Genomic DNA, 18,967 nt, shown 5'->3' with positions numbered 1-18,967 from the left:
GGAGGAAAACAGTATGAAAAAAATATTATTAGGATGTTTATTAGTAGTATCTTCAACAGCTTTTGCAGCAACGGATGTCATGGTAACGCTTGAACAGTTAGAGCAAAACTTTCAACAGTTGGAAGCTGAAGAGAGAGCTATGTATAATCAGAGAAAAGCTGAGGCTGAAGTAGCTGAGAAAGTATTAGCAGAACAAAAAGCTACATACCAGCAGATAATTGCTCAGGAAAGACGTATAGCAGATGTAAAAGAATTTAGATATTATAAGGGGCAATATAATCAGCTTGCAAAAAAATATGCAGATGCAAAAAGAGTTTTGGAAGATGAGATGAAAAAACAGGAAGAAATAATCTATATGTTTGAAATAATGAAATAGTCAAATAATAAAGAAAACTGATCTTTAGAGGAAATATCCTTCAGATCAGTTTTTTATTTAACTTTGAATAGCACTGGTAAAAAAGTTTTTAACTCTGTCATAAGATTGTTCGTCTCCTATGAAATAAAGGATATCTCCTTCCTGAAAAACAGTTTGTGGTCCTGGTGAAAGAATAGTTTTGTCACCATGCTTAATAGCAAATATAGTAGCTCCAGTGTGATTCCAAAACATTACTTCAGCACTTGTTTTTCCAATAAAATTCATGCTGGGAGTAATACGTATAGCAAGAGGAGTAAAAGGGTTTACAGCTTCAAATTTATCTGTAATTTCTAAAAGCTTAGTTATGCTATTTAGAAGTTTTTCATTTTCTTTTTTCTGTCTCTTTACCCAATCATGAATATCTTTTTTTATACTGTCAATAGTCTGACTTTCTCCATATTGCTCCATATATCTGATAGCATTTTCAATAGACCTTATTTCTATTCCGCTTCCTTTAGAAATATTTAATATATCAAATTCTTTCAAAATATATACAGATTTACGAATAGTTTCAGGAGAAACCCTGTATTCACTGGCAAGAGTAGATCTTCCAGAAAGTTTTTCTCCAAGGCTATATTTTCCATTAATTATTTTTTTGGCAATATCGATTGCTATTTTCTGGTATACAGGAACTTCATCGATAATCTCGTTTTTCATTCTTAACCCACCTTGAGATATAGTTTTTAATTAATTATACAATGTTTTTTAAAAAAATAATAGAGGAGAATAACTTAAATCTATAAGTTACGCTCCTCTAAGTAAAATTAACTAATATTATTTAATAAGATTATTTAATTTTTTAATGAAATCTACAGGATTTTCTATTTGGAATCCTTCTAAAATCAATGCTTCAGTATATAATACATCAAGAAGATCATTGAAAGTTTCTGTATTTTCAGAAGATTGAAGTTTCTTGAATACAGGGTGTTCAGGATTTAGGGCAAGTATTTTTTCAGCTTTTACACCTTCATTTCCAGGGATTTGAGAAAGAACTTTTTCCATTTCCAAAGAAACACTTCCTTTTGCCAGAAGAGAAGATGCAGCCTTTCCTAAATCACTGCTAAGTTCTACATCAACTATTTTATTAGATAGAGATTCTTTTATTTTATCAAGAAGAGATTTATTTTCTTCTGAAAGTTTTTTGATTTCCTCTTCTTTTTCTTTACTGTCATCTATTTTAAAGTCTGAATCATTGATAGATTTAAATGATTTACCATCATATTCCATCATAGTTTTCAAAGCAAATTCATCTATTTTATCTGTAAGCAGAAGAACTTCCATTCCTTTTTCCTTTAAAGCTTCCATTTTAGGAAGAGAAGCAACAGTAGCTAGGTCTTCTCCTACTACATAAAGAATTTCTTTTCTGTCACCCATACGCTCTACATATTCTTTTAATGTAACATATTTTTCATCAAGAGAGCTTCTGAAGATAAGAAGATTTTGAAGTTTATCTTTATTCATTCCAAACATATCATGGATACCAAATTTTATATTTCTTCCAAAAGCTTCCCAGAATTCTATATATTTATCTCTGTCTGTTTTTAAAAGTTTTTCAAATTCACTGATTATTTTCTTTTCAAGATTTCTTGATATAGCTTGAAGTTCGCTATTTTGCTGTAAAATTTCTCTTGAAATGTTAAGTGAAAGGTTATCACAATCTACAAGACCTTTGATAAAGCTGAAGTATTCAGGAATCAATTCATCACATTTATCCATGATAAATACATTTTTAGTATAAAGCTGCAATCCTTTTTTATAGTCTTTTGTGTAGAAATCCATAGGAGCTTTTTTAGGGATATATAAAAGTGAAGTATACTCAATATTTCCTTGTACCTTTAGATGAAAATGCATCATTGGATCTTCCCAATCATGGAAATTAGATTTATAAAATTCATTGTAATCTTCATCTTTTAAAGTTGATTTGTCAGTTTTCCATATAGGTTTTGTAGAGTTGATTACTTCATCATTGAAGTAGATTGGATATCTTACATAATCAGAATATTTTTTAACAAGATCTTTAATTTTCCATTCTTCAAGGAAACTATCATAATCTTCCCCTGATTTTATAGAAAGAGTTATAGATGTTCCTCTTTTTTCTGCATCAATCTCTTCAATTTCATATGATCCATCTCCAGAAGATATCCATTTTACCCCTTTGTCAGAGTAAGGAGATTTAGTAACAAGAGTGATAGTATCAGCAGCCATAAATCCAGAATAAAAACCTACTCCGAATTGTCCGATAATATCTATTTCATCTTTTGAAGCGTTTTCTAATTTTTCTTTGAAAGCTTTAGAACCAGATTTAGCAATAGTTCCTATATTTTCAGTTACCTCTTCATAAGTCATTCCTATACCATTGTCTGCTATAGTCAATTCTCTTTTTTCTTTATCTACTGATAATGTTATTTTAAAATCTTTATCTTCACCTAATATTTCACTATCAGTAAGAGAGTTAAATTTCAACTTATCAATTGCATCACTTGCATTTGATACAAGTTCTCTTAAAAATATTTCTTTATTTGTGTAGATAGAATTTATCATTAAGTTAAGTAATTCTTTTGTTTCTGCCTGAAACACTTTTGATTCTTTTCTCATTTTTTGAAATCCTCCTTTTAGCACTCTATATCTAATGTGGCTAATAATTATATACCATAAATCATTTTTCATGTCAATATAAAAATAAAAAAAAGTAGATAATTTTTAAGCAGAATATAATTTAAAAATTTTTTTACTAGAAAAAACAAATTTTTCTAATTTTCTAATTTCTAACATTTAATCCAGCTTTTAATTATCTACTTAATCTATTATTTGACTTATATTTTTAATGTTATGAAAGATTTAAAAAGTGAGTTGATAGTCCAAAGTAAACTACCAAAGCACAGGCATCTACTATTGTAGTAATCAATGGGCTTGCCATAATGGCAGGGTCAAGTTTAAAAGCTTTTGCCATTATTGGAAGAACTCCACCAACGACCTTAGCTATTACAACTGTGAACAGCAGGCTTGCACATACTACTAAAGAGATAGTAAGACCAGCTCTGTCTATAAAATATATTCTTAGAAAATTCACAAAAGCCAGAGTAACTCCAACAATTAAACTTACTCTGAATTCTTTCCATAATATTTTTCCAATATCAGTGAGCTGTATTTCTCCAAGAGCAATTCCCCTGATGATCAAAGTAGAAGACTGAGAACCAGCATTTCCTCCAGTATCCATCAGCATAGGAATAAATGCAGCAAGAATAACAACTGACTGAAGAATTTCCTCATATCTTCTTATTATAATACCTGTAGCAGTAGCTGAAATCATAAGTACTAGAAGCCATATTATTCTGTGCTTCGCAAGAGAAAATACAGACTCTTTAAGATATTCCTCATCAGATGGGTTCATAGCAGCCATCTTTTGAAAGTCCTCTGTATTCTCCTGATCAATAACGTCTACAACGTCATCAATAGTTATGATACCAACAAGTCTTCCTTCATTATCTACTACTGGCATAGATGTAAGGTCATACTTTCTGAATTGAGAAGCAATAAACTCTTGATCATCTGTAGTAATGGCACTGATAACATTAGTTTCCATAGCATCAACTAAAGGAAGTATATCATCTAAGAAAATAAGACTTTTCAATGAAATAAATCCAACAAGCTTTCTTTGATTGTCAATAATATAGCAGATATCAATGGTTTCATTATCTATACCTACTTTTTTTATGTGATTTAAAGCCTGCCCAATATTCATACCGCTCTTTAGAGAAACATATTCCACTGTCATTACACTACCAGCACTGTTTTCTGGGTACTTCAAAAACTGGTTGATTAACTGTCTGGTGTCTGGTGAGGTATTCTGCAATATCTTATCTACGATATTTGCAGGCATCTCTTCAATAAAGTCCACAGTGTCGTCAATAAACATTTCATCAATTATATGACGTATTTCTTCATCTGTTATGTTTTCAACAATTTCCTGTTGTTTCTCTGAAGAAAGATATGAAAATACTTCCGCTGAAGTATCTTTAGGAAGAATTCTAAATATTTTAAGACTTTGCTCTTTAGTTAAATCTTCAAGAAGCTCTGCAATATCTACTGGATTTTCTTCCATAAGTGATTCTTTCAATTTTGCTAATTGGTTATTTTCTAGGAAAAACAAAACATTTTCCATATTCCACCTCCATTTCTAAAAATTTTGTTACACATATAAGGGTAGCATTTTCTCAGAAAAAACGCAATATTTGTTTATAAAAAAATTTATTATCTGAACAGAAAACTTTTAATTATGCTGTAAATATTGTATAATAATTAAGATAGAGAGATTTTAGGAGGATAAAAGTGAATGTAAAGCAAAGAGCCATTGGGCTTATACAAGAAGTTGAAAATGGAAAATATTCCAATATAGCTTTAAATGATTATTTTAGAGAAAACACTCTAAATAGAAAAGAGAGAGGCTTTATAACAGAACTTTTTTATGGGGTAATAAGAAAAAAAATATTTTTAGATTATGAGATAAATAAAAGAGTAAGTACAATAAAAAAAGATTGGATAAGAAATCTTCTTAGAATATCTATATACCAGATTACTTTTATGAAAAGTGATAATAAAGGGGTAGTATGGGAAGCTTCTGAGCTTGCTAAGAAAAAGTTTGGTGTTCCAGTAGGTAAATTTGTAAATGGAGTACTGAGAGGATATTTGAGAGAAATGGAAGATGACATAAAAGAATTGAGAGAAACAGATAAACTTGATATTCTTCTGTCATATCCTAGATGGTTTTATGAGAAAATAAGAGAGGAGTATGGAGAAGAAGCTGAATTGTTTTTGGAGTCTTTGAAAAAGATACCATATATAAGCTTCAGGGTAAATACTCTAAAATACAGTGAAAAAGAATTTGAAGAACTTCTTTTAGCTAAAGATATAGAAATAATAAAAAAAGTAGATACAGTATACTATGTAGATTCTGGAATACTATTGTATAGTGACGAATTTAAAGAAGGAAAAATAATAGTACAGGATGCTTCATCTTATTTATCAGCTAAAAATTTAAATCCAAGTGAAAAAGATTTAGTTTTGGATACTTGCAGTGCTCCAGGTGGAAAAACAGCTGTACTTGGTGAATTGATGGGAAATAAAGGGGAGCTTTTAGCTCTGGATATCTATCCTCATAAATTAAAACTTATAGAAGAAAATTGTAAAAAATTAGGAATAGATATAGTAAAACCTGTGAAAATGGATGCGAGAAAACTGAATCAGCAAGGAAAGAAATTTGATAAGATATTAGTAGATGCTCCATGCAGTGGGTATGGTGTTCTTAGAAAAAAACCAGAGGCTATTTATAACAAAACTGCTGAAAATGTAGGACTTTTGGCTGAATTACAATTTGAAATACTTGAATCAGCTTCCCAAGTTCTTAAAGACGATGGAGAACTTGTATATAGTACTTGTACCATTTTAAAAGAGGAAAATACAGAGAATATAAAGAGATTTTTAGAAAAATATCCAGAGTTTGAAACAGCAGAAGTGTATATTCCAGAAAACGTAAAAGGGACTTATGACGAAGCTGGTGGATTTACAATTGACTATAATGAAGATATTTTAGATGGATTCTATATTGCAAAAATCAGAAAAAAGAGGTAAAAAATGTTAGAAGAATTAAAAGAAGCTAATGAATATATAGTAGGAAAAATCAAAGAAAAAGATGAATTGATTCTTGAGATGGAAGCATATGCTCAAGAATATAATGTTCCTATTGTAACAAAAGAGGTAGCTGAGTATTTAAAATTTTTAGTGAAAAGCTACAAAACTAAAAATGTTTTGGAGATAGGGACAGCTATTGGTTATTCTGGTATACTTATGGCTAAAGAAATAAAAGGAAATAGTGGAATATTATACACCATTGAAATAGATGAAGAGAGATATAATCTTGCTCAGGAAAATTTTAAGAAATCTGGATTGGATAATATCATTTCTATAAAAGGGGATGCTTTAGAAGAAGTAAAAAAAATAGATAACAAATTTGATTTTGTATTTATAGACGCATCAAAAGGGCACTATATGGAATTTTTTGAGGATTCATATAAATTGCTGAATGATGGTGGAATAGTATTTATTGATAATATAATGTTCAGAGGATATTTGTATAAAGAGTATCCAAAGAGATTTAAAACTATTGTCAAAAGACTGGATTGTTTCATAGATTATCTCTATGAAAGAGAAGACAGATTTGTGTTACTTCCTTTTGGAGACGGCGTGGGATTGTGTTTTAAGTCTATTTCAAAGTAAAAAATAAAGGTAATTTGTATTAAAATATGAAGTTGATTAAAAGAGTCTTTCAAAATTATTTAAGGGGAGAAATATTATGACAGATATGTTTGAATTAAAAGCTGAACTATTTGAAGTGTTGAGAGAAAAAGGGGCAGTATTGACTGGGGTTGCTGATCTTAAAGAAATTATTCAAGACGAAAAAAATATTGGTATCTCTGTAGCTGTTCCAGTTCCTCAACACATAGTAGAGGATTTGAAAACAGCTCCAACAAAAGAATATTTTGATACTTACCACAAATTAAATGCTAAATTAGATGAAATAGTAGAGGCAGGAGCAGAATTCTTGATAAAAAAAGGATATAAAGCTCAAGCTAATACATTAAAAATTGTAAAAAAAGATGAAAACTGGTGTACTCCACTTCCTCACAAAACAGTGGCTACAAATGCAGGTTTAGGGTGGATTGGAAAAAACTGCCTTCTAGTTACAAAAGAATATGGAAGTGCTGTTCGTATTTCAAGCCTCATTACCAATGCTCCACTTCCAGCAGATGAAGCTGTTAAAGAAAGCAGATGTGGAAATTGCAGAAATTGTGTAGACAAGTGTCCAGCAAAAGCTTTTCTTGGAGTAAATTGGAGTAGAGGTATGTCTAGAGAAAAGATTTTTATAAAGGAAGTATGTAAAAAAACTCAATTAGAAAGAATGAAAAAGGCTACTGGAATTGATGTTGATCTTTGTGGATTGTGTTTTGCAGTATGTCCTTATACTCAAAGATATTTAAATTTAAAAGGATAATTAAAATGGGGCTTTTGCAAAATCAGCAAGAACCCCATTTTTTTGTCTAAAGAAGCTTAATAATTATAAAATAGCTTAATTTTGCGACTTAGATAAGGATATTTAAAAATTTTTCAGTTTTTGTTAGCTCTAAACGGCCTAATATTTTTTATAAAAGATTATAAAGAAATTTGAATATCTCTCTACTTTTAAACTTTTTAAACAAGCAGAATACTGTGATTATATTTTTGGATATTTAACTGTTTTTCCAAGCTTTGAATTGATAATTTCGCCATCTTTTAATGCTGTTTCCCCATTGATAAGGACATATTTTATTCCAACAGGAGAGAGTGCATTTTCAGAGAATGTAGCCTTGTCTTCTATTTCTTCTAAAGAAAAAATAGTAATATCTGCATCATCACCAATACCTAGGCTTCCTTTATTTAACTTTAATATTTCAGCAGGAAGAGATGTTATTTTTTCTATTCCCTCATATAGAGACATAATTTTTTTATCTCTTACATATTTAGAGATAAATCTTGGGAAAGTACCAGCAGCTCTAGGATGTCCACTTCCATCCTCTCCCAGTATTCCATCACTTACAATTATAGTATTAGGATTTTTTAAAGCTGTTTCTATATCTTCTTCCAGCATCATATGACCTGTGACAAGAGTATCAGGAAATTTTTCCCTAAGAATATTAAATAACTCTTCAGTACATCTTTGACCTTTGTATTTTCCTTCCATAATTTCTAAGCAATCATATTCTACTTTATGCTTTTGGATATAATTATTATCAAATACAGCTGATCCTATATGAGTACTGAAAGCAGCATAAGGGTAACAGTCGCAAGAAATATCAATTCCAGCCTTTCTTTTCTCTTCTACTACAGAAAGAAATTCAGCCATCTGTCCATAACCAGCCATACTTCCTATATGTGAAATTTGCAGATGAGTTTTTACATAATTTCCAACTTCTAAAAATTCTTCTAAAGCTCCAAATACATCTGCCCCATCATTTCTAAGGTGAGCACTGACTATTCTGTTTTTTCCAAGTCCAGCCAGAGTGACTAATTCATTAAAATCTATTCCCGGAATATATTCTATACCAAAACTTATTCCAAAAAGATCATTTTCTCTAATGAGATTTTTACCATACTGATACATTTTTTCAATGTCTCTGCTTTCTAGGTTTTCATATCTGTCAGCTGCTCCAATATATTCTCTAAGTATACTGTGAGGGAGAAAAAGTCCAAAATTTACTGGATTTCCTTTTTCAACTGTATCAAGATATTCTTTTATGTTATTTGGACCTATTCCGCAATTTCCTCCAATAGCAGTAGTAACCCCCATTTTCAACATTTTTTCAAATATATTTATTTTAATTTTACCATTTTTCATAGGATCTTCATGCATGTGCATATCAATGAAGCCAGGAGATATATACAATCCCTGACAATCTAATTCTTGATCTCCTGATAGTTTTTGATTGGATAATTCTTTTATTTTTCCATTTTCAATAAGGAGATTCATTTTTTCAAATATTTTATTTTTGGGATCTACTAAAATTCCGTTATTTACAGCTATTTTCATGATGATATATTATCCTCCCTTTAAACATTTTAATTAGAAATAAGTATAAGAGATAATTCAGAATTTGTATAATATAGTTTTTATATTTTATAAATATAGGTTGTATATTCATAAAAATCTGCTTTATAACAAGGAGAAAGAAAGTTTTTTTAGTAAAATTATGATATAATATTTATATAATCAAAGGAACAGAATATAAGAACTGAAATGATTTAAGGAGATGATTTTAATGAAAATTGCAGAGCAATATGATTTAAAAGGAAAAATTGCTATAATAACAGGAGCTGGAGACGGGATAGGAAAGGCTTCTGCTTTAAAGCTAGCTGAAGCAGGTGCTGATGTAGTGTGTAGTGATTTGGATATTGAGAAAGCCAGAGAAACAGCCAAAGAAGCAGCAGAATTTGGAATAAAAGCTTTAGCTGTAAAATGCAATGTAACAATAGAAGAGGATTTGAAAAACCTTGTAGATGAAACTATAAAGAATTTTGGAAAAGTAAATATATTAGTAAATAATGCTGGAGGAGGCGGAGGAGGAAGAGAAAAACTTGAAGAGCTTACTCTTGATTATATAACTTTTATATATAAGCTTAATGTATTCAGCATTTTTACTCTTATGAAACTTTGTGCTCCATACATGAGAAAAGATAATTATGGTTCAATAATAAATATAAGTTCAATGGCAAGTAATATGGTAAGTCCAAATATGAGTGTATATGGAAGTTCAAAAGCTGCAATAAATCAGCTTACAAAATATGCAGCTCTTGATTTGGGACCTGAAATAAGAGTTAATGCAATAGGTCCGGGAGCAATAAAAACAAAGGCTCTTGCATCTGTGCTTACTCCAGAAATTGAAGAGAAAATGCTTGCTAAAACTCCTGTAAAAAGATTGGGAGAAGTAAATGATATAGCTATGGGAGTACTGTATTTTGCAAGTCCTGCTTCAAGCTGGACAAGTGGACAAATACTTTTTATTAATGGAGGAGGAATTCAGGAGCTAGATTAAAAAAATATTAAAATATTAAAAGGAATAATAGAAAACCACCTAATAATATATACAGAGGCAACTAGAGAATAAACAAAATTATCAGGAGGTTTTTATCATGAAAAAGAAACAAGAAGAATTAATCTATCAAATGAACAAATTTTTGGCAAATTTACACATTTTTAAGACTATAGTGCATAATTACCACTGGAATTTAAAAGGAGAACATTTTTTCACTATACATCCAATGCTTGATGGAGTAATGTCTGAAACAGATGAACATATAGATGAAGTAGCAGAAAGAATATTGATGATAGGAGGAAGACCTTTTGCTTCACTTAAAGTATATCTTGAACATTCTATGCTTCAAGAAATAGAATCAAAACCATATACAGGTATAGAAGCAGTAAAAGGAATACTTGAAAACTTCAAACTTCTTTTAGACGAAATGAATGTAGCATTAAAAATGGCTGGAGACCTTGAAGATCAGGAAACAGCAGATTTATTTACAGGAATAGGTGCAGCTTATCAAAAACATATCTGGATGTATACTGCATGGTTAACTAAATAATTTATTTTATAAGAAATAAATTGTAAAAAATTTTAAAATATTTATAAAAAATAAATCGGCTCATGATATTTTTGAGCCGATTTTTATATTTAAAAAACATATTGAATAAGTATCATGTATAAAATAGTTCCTCCACCAATAGATAGAAGCATATTTTTTTTCCATCTGTGAAGTATTACTATCCCTCCAATAGAAATAAATTCAGGAAGTCCATAAGGAGAAGAAACAACTGAAACTTCTTTCAGGCAGTAAACAACCAGCATTCCTATTACAGAAAATGGAAGGACTTTACCTAAATACTGTATATATTTCGGAGTAGGTTTGTTAGCAGGGAAAATTATAAAGGGAAGAAATCTTGTTAAAAGAGTCCCAAGTACTACCATAGCTACAGTTATTATTTCTTGTTCTACTGTAAGTCTCATTTAATTTCCTCCTTTTCAAGTTTCTTCTTGCTCAGTGTAAGTGAAATAAGTATAGCTATCATTGATGGAATGATGAAATTTCCCATTCCAAATACAAGAAGGCATGCAACAGAAGCTAAAACTCCTATTATAGCAGGAAGATGATCTTTTTGAGAATCCCATTGACTAAGAAATATAACAACAAAAAGAGCAGTCATTACAAAATCAATTCCTTTTGTATTGAAATTTATAAAAGAACCTAATATTCCGCCTAAAGTAGCTCCAGATACCCAGTAAGCATAGTTTAAAAGAGTAACAAAAAACATAAACCAACCCTTATCTATTCCTTCTGGAATATCAGCAGTACAGTTGATGGAAAATGATTCATCACACATTCCAAATATCAGATATAACTTTTTCTTTCCAGTTCCTCTATATTTTTCCAGCATAGATACCCCATAGAAAAGATGTCTTGCATTAACCATAACAGCCAGTAGAAAAGCGTTTAGCGGATCAAAAACCGAGACTAGAAGATTGGCAGTTATAAATTCCATAGATCCAGCAAAAATAGTGAGACTCATAAGCATCGGATACACAAAAGAAAATCCCATTTTATTCATATATATCCCATAGGCCAGTCCTAAAAATGAGAAACCAGCACAAATAGGAATGGTATGAGGAAAAGCAGCTTTGAATGCTTTCATTTTTGTGTTCATTTTATTCCCCCTTTTGTATTTAAATAATAATATTAAAAAAAATAATGTATTTTCTTATTATACCCAAATTACGAATTAAAGACAATACTAAATTTTAAAAAAACTTCTTTCCGATTTAGAGCAAAAAAGAATTAGAACAAAAGGAGTAAATATGATAAACTTAATCTAATAAGGCATGTAAAACATGGATTCGGGAGGGAAAGCAATGAAGAAGAAAGTTAAGACAGCAGGTAATCCACTACTAAAGAAGGCTCTATTTTTATTTTTTTTCAGCCTTTTATTACAGATTCCTCTTATGTTTGTAAATGGAGTGGTACATGAAAGAAATTATTTGTATGACTCTACAATTAAGAATATAGGAAGAGAATGGGGAGAGACACAGACAATAGCAGGGCCTGTTATTGTAGTTCCTTATACAGAGGAATATTATGAAAGAGAGTACACAGTAGACAAGCAGGGAAAACAAATAGAAGTTATTAAAAGTAAAAAAAGAAAAAATAGTTTAGTAGTTTTACCAGAAAAATTAGATGTAAACGTTGATCTAAAAGAAGAGGTAAGAAAAAGAGGTATATATAAATCTATGGTATATACTGGAGAATTAAATATGAAAGGAAATTTTTCTAAAGTATTGTCTAATATTCCAGAAAATTCAGTTATAGAATATAATGAAATAAGTGTATCTTTAGGAATAACAGATATAAAGGCTCTTCTTAAAATTGATAAATTTAATTTTAATGGTAAGGAGATAGAACTGGAATCAGGAACTGGTTTAGGAAAACCATTTCAGATATCTAAAGGAATTTCAGGAAAATTAGGAACAAAGAATGAGGAATTAGAAGAAATTCCATTTAATATAGAATTGGTATTTAGAGGAAGCGAAGGGATAACTCTTCTGCCAATGGGAAAAGACAACAGCTTTTTTATAAAATCAGCATGGGAAAATCCAAGTTTCTATGGGATGCTTCCTAGAGAAAGAGTCATAAATGAAAATGGATTTACAGCCAACTGGAATATATCTCATCTTACAAGAAACTATAAACAATACTTTTTTATAGGTGATGGTAATAAAATAGATTTATCAGAAGCACAGGCAGGAGTGGCTCTATATAATGGAATAACTCATTACAGACAGGTAATAAGAGCAGCTAAATATGGAGTTTTATTTATAATGATGAGTTTATTAGCAGTATATCTTTTTGAAGTATCAGGAAAAAAAGAAACTCACTATGTTCAATATGGAATTGTAGGATTTTCTTTAGTTATGTTTTATCTTCTGCTTTTATCATTAGCTGAGCATATAAGTTTTATAACTGCTTATGGAATATCAGCTACAGCAGTTATAGTACCAGTATCATTATACATAGCAAGTGTTACAAAAAATATCAAGTATGGATTGGGAATGTTTGCTCTTCTTATAGGTATATATTCTATACTATTCTCAATTTTAAAAATGGAAGATTATGCACTTCTTACAGGGACACTTTTGATTATGGGAGTATTGTATCTTCTGATGTATGTAACTAAAAATATGGAAATAGTAAATAAAAAAGTTACAGATACAGAGGAAAATGGAAATGAGGAACAGGTGAAAAAATGATAGATAAGAAAAAAGAACTTGAACTCTTGGAAGCAAAATATCAAGAGATAAAGAGGCTTAATTCAGAAGCTGAATCCATAATATCAGGCATAAAAAACGATGCTGATATAAATAGAGAAACTCAGCTTTTAGAAGAAAAAGAAAAACTTGAGAAAATTCTAAAAGAAATTAAAGATGAACTACAGAAGAAAACAAAGGAAATAGAGGATTTAAAAAATTCAAATGTAGTACTTTTAGAAGAGTTAAAGGAAAGTAAAAGATTAAGAAGAGAAAAAGAAATAAATAAGTTTCAGATAATGGCTGCTAAAAAAGTAAAGATAGATCTTGAAGACAGAATAATAAATAGACTCAATAATTTTAGAAAAGAGCTTCATAAAAAAATTAATATTCAAGATAAAGAATTGATGAAAGAGATGTCTAAAGAATCTCATGAGTTGAGGGCTGAACTAAAAGCAGTGGCTGAAAAAGCAGATATATTTATAGAGAATTCAAGAAAAAAGGCTTTAGAAGCGGGTATTTCACTTGGAGAAGAGAGTTCTGTATTTCATAGTGAGATACAGAAAGAATATGATTTAAAAGAAGATAAATATCTTTATGAAAAAGAGAAGAAGAATTTTGTTTTAGAAAAACTTATCGGATTGAAAGGATTTAATTTTCTAGGGATAATTTCAATATTTTTAGGAATATTTCTGGTATTTAAAACACAATTTAGAGATTTCTTTAATAATGACTATATTAAAAGTTCGGGATCGTATCTTTTGGGAATTATTTTTCTTTTTGCTGGTGAGAGATTATATCAAAAAAAGAAAAAACATTTTGCTGTAGGTTTAATAGGTGGAGGAATAGGCATACTGTATATAACTACCTTGTTATCTACAATGTATTTAGGTCTGTTCTCTATGATACTGGGGCTTTTTATCTCAGTTATTTTAACAGGGCTGGTAGTTGTACTGGCCTTGAGATATAGTTCACAGATTATAGGAGTACTAGCTTTGATAGGGGGATATTTACCATATGGAGCTTATATCTACTATGAAGGCGGAATTACAAAAATATATTATCTGATAGCTTATTCATTGATACTTCAAGGAATAGTTTTAGGAATATCTTGGAAAAAAGACTGGCTGTATAGTAAAATAATTGGATTTGTAATAGGTTCAACAAATATGGCAGGAATAGTATTTTATCTGTCAAAAAATATGGATGATAAACTTACTGCATTTTTCTATATTGTAATATTCACAACAGCATATAGTTTTATTTTCCTTAATTCCCACAGAAAAGAGAATAGAGAAAGCAATATTGTTGATTATATACTTCTCAGCCTTAATCTTATTGTAAAGTTTTCGCTGATATATAGTTTGTCAGATGGGACAACACCAAGCTGGATGAAAGCTGGATTGGTAGCAGGAGTAGGTATTATATATGGATTCTTTGGAGATAAACTAAAAGAAAACAGAGTATCAAAAATTTTCTATGTAATAGCTTTAGGATGCTTTATAGTGATAATCCCTGTAATACTTTCTAAAGAATATATAGTGGTAGCATGGGGACTGGAAGCAGTATTTTTATATTTTATGGCTTCAAAATACAAAAACAAAGAAGTGGAATATGGAGCAGTTTTTATATATTTAATAACTCTTTTAACAAATTTCTTTATAAGGGAGGAAAAATATTATCTTGTGTATATACAGGATATTCTGATAATTTCACTTTCTTTTGTAGTTTATTTTATTGTGAAGGAAAAAAGCTATAACAAAACTATTAAAAGTCTAATGGCTCCATTTAAGTATCTTATATTCCTATATTCGATATTCTTCATTAATAATGTGATTTTTTTGAATATCAAAAAATTGCCAGGAAGATATTATACAAAAGAGATGTTAGGAGTATTAATAGGAATTCTAGTTATAAATCTCCTATTAAGAACTGTAACATATAAGGTTAAAGAACTTCAGGACAGATTTAGTTTAATATTTTTAACAATAATAGAAATATTTTCGATATTGATAATAAATGTAATAAACATGTTTGGGTATGTAAAATATGAAAGTGGAAAAGAAAAGATAGTGTTAATAGCAGTAATTTTAGCTGTAAATATATATCTATTTTTCTTTGGAAGAAAAGATATACATTTTACTATATTTAAAACTAATGAGAAAAAAGTTCCATGGATAATAGGAGAATCAATATATATAATTGTAGTTTCCTATTTAGTAATGAACAATGTACTCTATATAGATGGAGCAAATCTGGTAATAAATATTGTAGGACTGCTTATGTGCGGATATCTGGTTTGGAAAGGTTTCAAAACACCTAATAGAAATATAAGAAGAGTAGGACTTGGAATAGGAATATTCTTTGTTTTGAAAAGTTTCTTTATAGACTTTGTTTCTTTCAGTAGTACATATAAACTTCTTGCATATTTCAGTATGGGAATTATATTGATAGGAACTTCATATATCTATCAGACAGCTCTTAAAAAATTAGAAAAGGAGGAAAAAGGTGAATAGAATAATACCAGTACTATTCTTTATAGTATCTTTGCAGTCTTTTTCTTATGATTATTTTAAAGAGATAGAAGTAGATGGAAATAGTAAATATAAAGAATTTTATATAACAGAAGATATCTACTCTAAGAGTAAAAATGACTTGGGAGATATAAGAATATTAGATGATAAAGGACAGGAAATACCTTATGTAATTGAGAAAAAAGATGCTGGTTACAATGATGTTGAAAAAATAATTTCAGCAGGAAATATAATTTCTGAGACAACTAAAGAGGAAAAATTAGAAACAGTTTTTAAATTCTCACCTAAAAGTGAATTAGATGATGTATTTGGAAATAGAATAGAGATAATACCTAAAAGAAATTTCTATTTTGAATATGAGTTACTGGGAAGTAATAATGGAAAAAACTGGGAGTATATAACTTATGGAGAGATATACAAAACTCCAGACAAAGAAAATCTATTAATAGATTTTCCAGAAGAAAAATATACATACTATAAACTGGTAACTGACTTAAACAAAGAAAGTAATTTTAAAGGTGCAGTTCTAAAATTTTATGGAAATGAAAAAAAGGAAACTGAAACTATTTTACTAAAATTACAATATCAATCAGAGGAAAAAGATAAAAATAGTATAATTACAATAGAAACTAATAATCTTCCTGTACATAAAATATATTTAAGAGCCAATGGTGAATTTAAAAGAAATTATTCAATTGGGAATAGGGATTATTATAGAACTGGAACTATTTTCAAAGTTGGTAATAAAGAAAATATGCAAATAGATTTCAGAAGAATATCAAGATCAGAACAAATGGTACTGGAGATAAAAAATGGAGACAGCAAACCTCTTTCAATAACTGAAATCCAAGGGGAATATATACCTGCTAAGATAATGTTTAAAACAGAGGAAAATGGCAAATACAAGATAACTTTTGGAGATGAAAATCTTTATAAGCCAAAGTATGATCTAGAAGAATTCAGCAGCATGATAAAGGACAGGGATTTGGTTTCAACAGGTAAAATGAATTTGGTGGAAAAAGAACCAGTTCAAGAACCAAAAGATATGAGTTTGTATTATAATATTTTTATTGGTTTGATTGTACTCCTATTAAGTAGTTTTATGATAAAAAAGATAAGCAGAAAAAAATAATTTACATTTGAAACATGCTGTTTTTATTGAGAAAAGAGCATGTTTCATTTTTAGAACAAAAATAAGGCTTACATTTTCTTAAAAAGTGTAGTATAATATATTCTTAGGTAGTAAACATAGGATTCTTTAATAAGATAGATATTTATTTAAATGTATTTTGTTTTATAACACACCGTTAAAAATATCTTTAAAAAGAACAAGAGGATTCCTATAATGCTACAAAACATTTTTTGTTGTAGAACACGAGGGAAAGAAACTCTGATTGTTTTTAAATGCATATGAGATTTTTTAGTGTGGTATGATGAAATAAAATAATTTAAATAAGGACGTGAAGAATGGAAAAATTAGAAGAATTCAAAAAATTAGGACTGGGAGAGAAAACAATAAAGGCTCTTTCAAAAAAAGGATATGAAAAACCAACACCTATACAAGCTTTAACTATACCGGCATTATTAGATGGAGAAAAGGATATAATAGGACAGGCACAGACAGGAACTGGTAAAACAGCTGCTTTCTCTCTACCAATATTAGAAAGATTTGAGCCTGGAAAAGTAGTACAAGCTATTGTTTTAGCTCCTACTAGAGAACTTGCTATCCAAGTTGCTGAAGAAATGAACAGTCTTGCAAATGGTAAAAAAATAAGAATAACTCCTGTATACGGGGGACAATCAATAGAATTCCAAATCAGACAATTGAAAAAAGGAACTGACATAATAGTTGGAACTCCAGGAAGAGTAATGGATCTGATGGACAGAAAACTTATAAAATTAGACAACCTTAAATATTTCATATTAGATGAAGCTGATGAAATGCTTAACATGGGATTCCTAGAAGATGTAGAAAAAATTCTTGAATCTACAAATGATGAAAAAAGAATGCTTTTCTTCTCTGCTACAATGCCAAATGAGATATTAAAAGTTGCTAAAAAACATATGAGAGATTATGAAGTTTTAGCTGTAAAAACTAGAGAACTTACAACTGACCTTACTGATCAAATCTATTTTGAAGTACATGAAAGAGATAAATTTGAAGCTTTATGCAGAATAATAGATCTTACTAAAGATTTCTATGGAATAGTTTTCTGTAGAACTAAAAATGATGTAAATGATGTAGTTGGAAAATTAAATGACAGAGGATATGACGCTGAAGGGCTTCATGGAGATATCAGTCAAAACTATAGAGAAGTAACTTTAAAGAGATTTAAAGCTAAAAAAATAAATGTATTGGTAGCAACAGACGTAGCTGCAAGAGGAATAGATGTAAATGATCTTTCTCATGTAATCAACTATTCTATACCACAGGAAGCTGAAAGCTATGTACATAGAATTGGAAGAACTGGAAGAGCTGGTAAAGAAGGAACTGCTATAACATTTATCACTCCACAGGAATACAGAAGACTTCTTCAAATTCAAAAAATTGTAAAAACTGAAATCAGAAAAGAAAGAGTTCCAGGTGTAAAAGATGTAATTCAAGTTAAGAAATTCAGATTAATAGAAGAATTAAATCATATACTTGCTGAAAATAATTTTGATAACTTCAAAGAACTTTCAAGAGAACTTTTAAATGGTGAAGATGCAGTGGATATCGTTGCTGCTCTTATCAAACATTCATATGAAGATGTTCTTGATGAAAGCAATTATAATGAAATAAATAACAGTGCTCCATTGGAAAAAACTGGTAAAGTAAGACTATTTGTTGCTTTAGGAAGAAAAAATGACATGACTCCTAAGAAATTAGTAGAAATGGTAACTAGTAAAACTAAAGTTGATGAAAGAAAATTAAAGAATGTTGAAGTATATGAAAACTTCTCTTTCTTATCTGTTCCTTTCCAAGAAGCAGAAGAGATTATTGAAATATTCAAGCAAGAGAAAAAAGGAAGAAAGCCTTTAATAGAAAAAGCTAAAGAGAAAAAACAATAATAAATATATAAGACGGCTCAAAGACTCATTAAGATTTCTTTTGAGTCGTTTTTATTTTTTGAAAAAGAAAGCAACAAATCCTT

16 protein-coding genes are annotated in these 18,967 nt (G+C 29.5%); 10 read left to right on the top strand and 6 right to left on the bottom strand.

Annotated features, from left to right (window positions below; translation table 11 throughout):
• Positions 1-13 precede the first annotated feature (13 nt).
• Positions 14-376 (top strand): adhesion protein FadA, encoded by a 363-nt coding sequence (locus C4N20_RS16305; protein ID WP_005980278.1) that lies wholly within the window; start codon positions 14-16, stop codon positions 374-376.
• A gap of 57 nt (positions 377-433) precedes the next feature.
• Here C4N20_RS16305 and C4N20_RS16300 read toward each other — a convergent pair whose 3' ends face one another.
• The 3 genes from C4N20_RS16300 to mgtE form a co-directional block, all read right to left on the bottom strand.
• Positions 434-1,072 (bottom strand): GntR family transcriptional regulator, encoded by a 639-nt coding sequence (locus tag C4N20_RS16300; protein WP_005980276.1) that lies wholly within the window; start codon positions 1,070-1,072, stop codon positions 434-436.
• Between the two features lie 117 nt (positions 1,073-1,189).
• On the bottom strand, positions 1,190-3,010 hold the full coding sequence (gene htpG, locus C4N20_RS16295) for a molecular chaperone HtpG (RefSeq protein WP_005980274.1): 1,821 nt from the start codon (positions 3,008-3,010) through the stop codon (positions 1,190-1,192).
• Between the two features lie 232 nt (positions 3,011-3,242).
• Positions 3,243-4,577: a magnesium transporter gene (gene mgtE, locus C4N20_RS16290; protein ID WP_005980273.1), complete on the bottom strand. Its 1,335-nt coding sequence runs from the start codon at positions 4,575-4,577 to the stop codon at positions 3,243-3,245.
• 167 nt (positions 4,578-4,744) lie between these two features.
• Between mgtE and rsmB the strand changes: the two genes are divergently transcribed.
• From rsmB to C4N20_RS16275, 3 genes are all read left to right on the top strand, one after another.
• Entirely contained in the window at positions 4,745-6,043 is a 1,299-nt protein-coding gene (gene rsmB, locus C4N20_RS16285; RefSeq protein ID WP_005980271.1) for a 16S rRNA (cytosine(967)-C(5))-methyltransferase RsmB, read from the top strand.
• A 3-nt stretch (positions 6,044-6,046) separates the two neighbouring features.
• Positions 6,047-6,688: an O-methyltransferase gene (locus C4N20_RS16280; RefSeq protein ID WP_005980269.1), complete on the top strand. Its 642-nt coding sequence runs from the start codon at positions 6,047-6,049 to the stop codon at positions 6,686-6,688.
• Between the two features lie 76 nt (positions 6,689-6,764).
• Entirely contained in the window at positions 6,765-7,463 is a 699-nt protein-coding gene (locus tag C4N20_RS16275) for a 4Fe-4S double cluster binding domain-containing protein (RefSeq protein ID WP_005980267.1), read from the top strand.
• A 219-nt stretch (positions 7,464-7,682) separates the two neighbouring features.
• Here C4N20_RS16275 and C4N20_RS16270 read toward each other — a convergent pair whose 3' ends face one another.
• Positions 7,683-9,035 (bottom strand): amidohydrolase family protein, encoded by a 1,353-nt coding sequence (locus C4N20_RS16270; RefSeq protein ID WP_005980265.1) that lies wholly within the window; start codon positions 9,033-9,035, stop codon positions 7,683-7,685.
• Between the two features lie 229 nt (positions 9,036-9,264).
• Between C4N20_RS16270 and C4N20_RS16265 the strand changes: the two genes are divergently transcribed.
• Positions 9,265-10,038 carry a glucose 1-dehydrogenase gene (locus C4N20_RS16265; protein ID WP_005980263.1) on the top strand — a complete coding sequence of 258 codons (774 nt, stop codon included), beginning with the start codon at positions 9,265-9,267 and terminating at the stop codon, positions 10,036-10,038.
• Positions 10,039-10,135: 97 nt separating this feature from the next.
• A complete protein-coding gene (locus tag C4N20_RS16260) occupies positions 10,136-10,588 on the top strand; it encodes a Dps family protein (protein WP_005980261.1) in 453 nt (150 codons plus the stop codon).
• Between the two features lie 89 nt (positions 10,589-10,677).
• On the opposite strand, the gene C4N20_RS16255 is transcribed toward C4N20_RS16260, so the two are convergent.
• A complete protein-coding gene (locus C4N20_RS16255) occupies positions 10,678-11,010 on the bottom strand; it encodes a branched-chain amino acid transporter permease (protein WP_005980259.1) in 333 nt (110 codons plus the stop codon).
• Positions 11,007-11,705 (bottom strand): AzlC family ABC transporter permease, encoded by a 699-nt coding sequence (locus C4N20_RS16250; RefSeq protein ID WP_005980257.1) that lies wholly within the window; start codon positions 11,703-11,705, stop codon positions 11,007-11,009. The genes C4N20_RS16255 and C4N20_RS16250 overlap by 4 nt, the downstream gene beginning before the upstream one ends.
• A gap of 205 nt (positions 11,706-11,910) precedes the next feature.
• On the opposite strand from C4N20_RS16250, the gene creD reads away from it, so the two are divergent.
• From creD to C4N20_RS16230, 4 genes are all read left to right on the top strand, one after another.
• Complete coding sequence (gene creD / locus C4N20_RS16245; protein WP_106878604.1) at positions 11,911-13,302, top strand: cell envelope integrity protein CreD; 1,392 nt, start codon at positions 11,911-11,913, stop codon at positions 13,300-13,302.
• On the top strand, positions 13,299-15,815 hold the full coding sequence (locus C4N20_RS16240; RefSeq protein ID WP_005980253.1) for a DUF2339 domain-containing protein: 2,517 nt from the start codon (positions 13,299-13,301) through the stop codon (positions 15,813-15,815). The genes creD and C4N20_RS16240 overlap by 4 nt, the downstream gene beginning before the upstream one ends.
• Positions 15,808-16,965 carry a hypothetical protein gene (locus tag C4N20_RS16235; RefSeq protein ID WP_005980250.1) on the top strand — a complete coding sequence of 386 codons (1,158 nt, stop codon included), beginning with the start codon at positions 15,808-15,810 and terminating at the stop codon, positions 16,963-16,965. Before C4N20_RS16240 ends, C4N20_RS16235 begins: the two co-directional genes overlap by 8 nt.
• Before the next feature lie 335 nt (positions 16,966-17,300).
• Complete coding sequence (locus C4N20_RS16230) at positions 17,301-18,884, top strand: DEAD/DEAH box helicase (protein ID WP_005980248.1); 1,584 nt, start codon at positions 17,301-17,303, stop codon at positions 18,882-18,884.
• Positions 18,885-18,967 lie beyond the last annotated feature (83 nt).

Source organism: Fusobacterium ulcerans (genome assembly GCF_003019675.1).
Classification (GTDB): domain Bacteria; phylum Fusobacteriota; class Fusobacteriia; order Fusobacteriales; family Fusobacteriaceae; genus Fusobacterium_A; species Fusobacterium_A ulcerans.
Note: the sequence above shows the minus strand (reverse complement) of the source record. Positions and strands in the feature narration are given on the sequence as shown.

Coding starts and splice junctions, on each gene's coding strand:
- C4N20_RS16260 (WP_005980261.1), top strand. CDS start 10,136: ATGAAAAAGAAACAAGAAGAATTAATCTATCAAATGAACAAATTTTTG.
- C4N20_RS16275 (WP_005980267.1), top strand. CDS start 6,765: ATGACAGATATGTTTGAATTAAAAGCTGAACTATTTGAAGTGTTGAGA.
- C4N20_RS16250 (WP_005980257.1), bottom strand. CDS start 11,705: ATGAACACAAAAATGAAAGCATTCAAAGCTGCTTTTCCTCATACCATT.
- C4N20_RS16240 (WP_005980253.1), top strand. CDS start 13,299: ATGATAGATAAGAAAAAAGAACTTGAACTCTTGGAAGCAAAATATCAA.
- C4N20_RS16230 (WP_005980248.1), top strand. CDS start 17,301: ATGGAAAAATTAGAAGAATTCAAAAAATTAGGACTGGGAGAGAAAACA.
- mgtE (WP_005980273.1), bottom strand. CDS start 4,577: ATGGAAAATGTTTTGTTTTTCCTAGAAAATAACCAATTAGCAAAATTG.
- creD (WP_106878604.1), top strand. CDS start 11,911: ATGAAGAAGAAAGTTAAGACAGCAGGTAATCCACTACTAAAGAAGGCT.
- C4N20_RS16305 (WP_005980278.1), top strand. CDS start 14: ATGAAAAAAATATTATTAGGATGTTTATTAGTAGTATCTTCAACAGCT.
- C4N20_RS16255 (WP_005980259.1), bottom strand. CDS start 11,010: ATGAGACTTACAGTAGAACAAGAAATAATAACTGTAGCTATGGTAGTA.
- C4N20_RS16265 (WP_005980263.1), top strand. CDS start 9,265: ATGAAAATTGCAGAGCAATATGATTTAAAAGGAAAAATTGCTATAATA.
- C4N20_RS16300 (WP_005980276.1), bottom strand. CDS start 1,072: ATGAAAAACGAGATTATCGATGAAGTTCCTGTATACCAGAAAATAGCA.
- C4N20_RS16270 (WP_005980265.1), bottom strand. CDS start 9,035: ATGAAAATAGCTGTAAATAACGGAATTTTAGTAGATCCCAAAAATAAA.
- C4N20_RS16280 (WP_005980269.1), top strand. CDS start 6,047: ATGTTAGAAGAATTAAAAGAAGCTAATGAATATATAGTAGGAAAAATC.
- htpG (WP_005980274.1), bottom strand. CDS start 3,010: ATGAGAAAAGAATCAAAAGTGTTTCAGGCAGAAACAAAAGAATTACTT.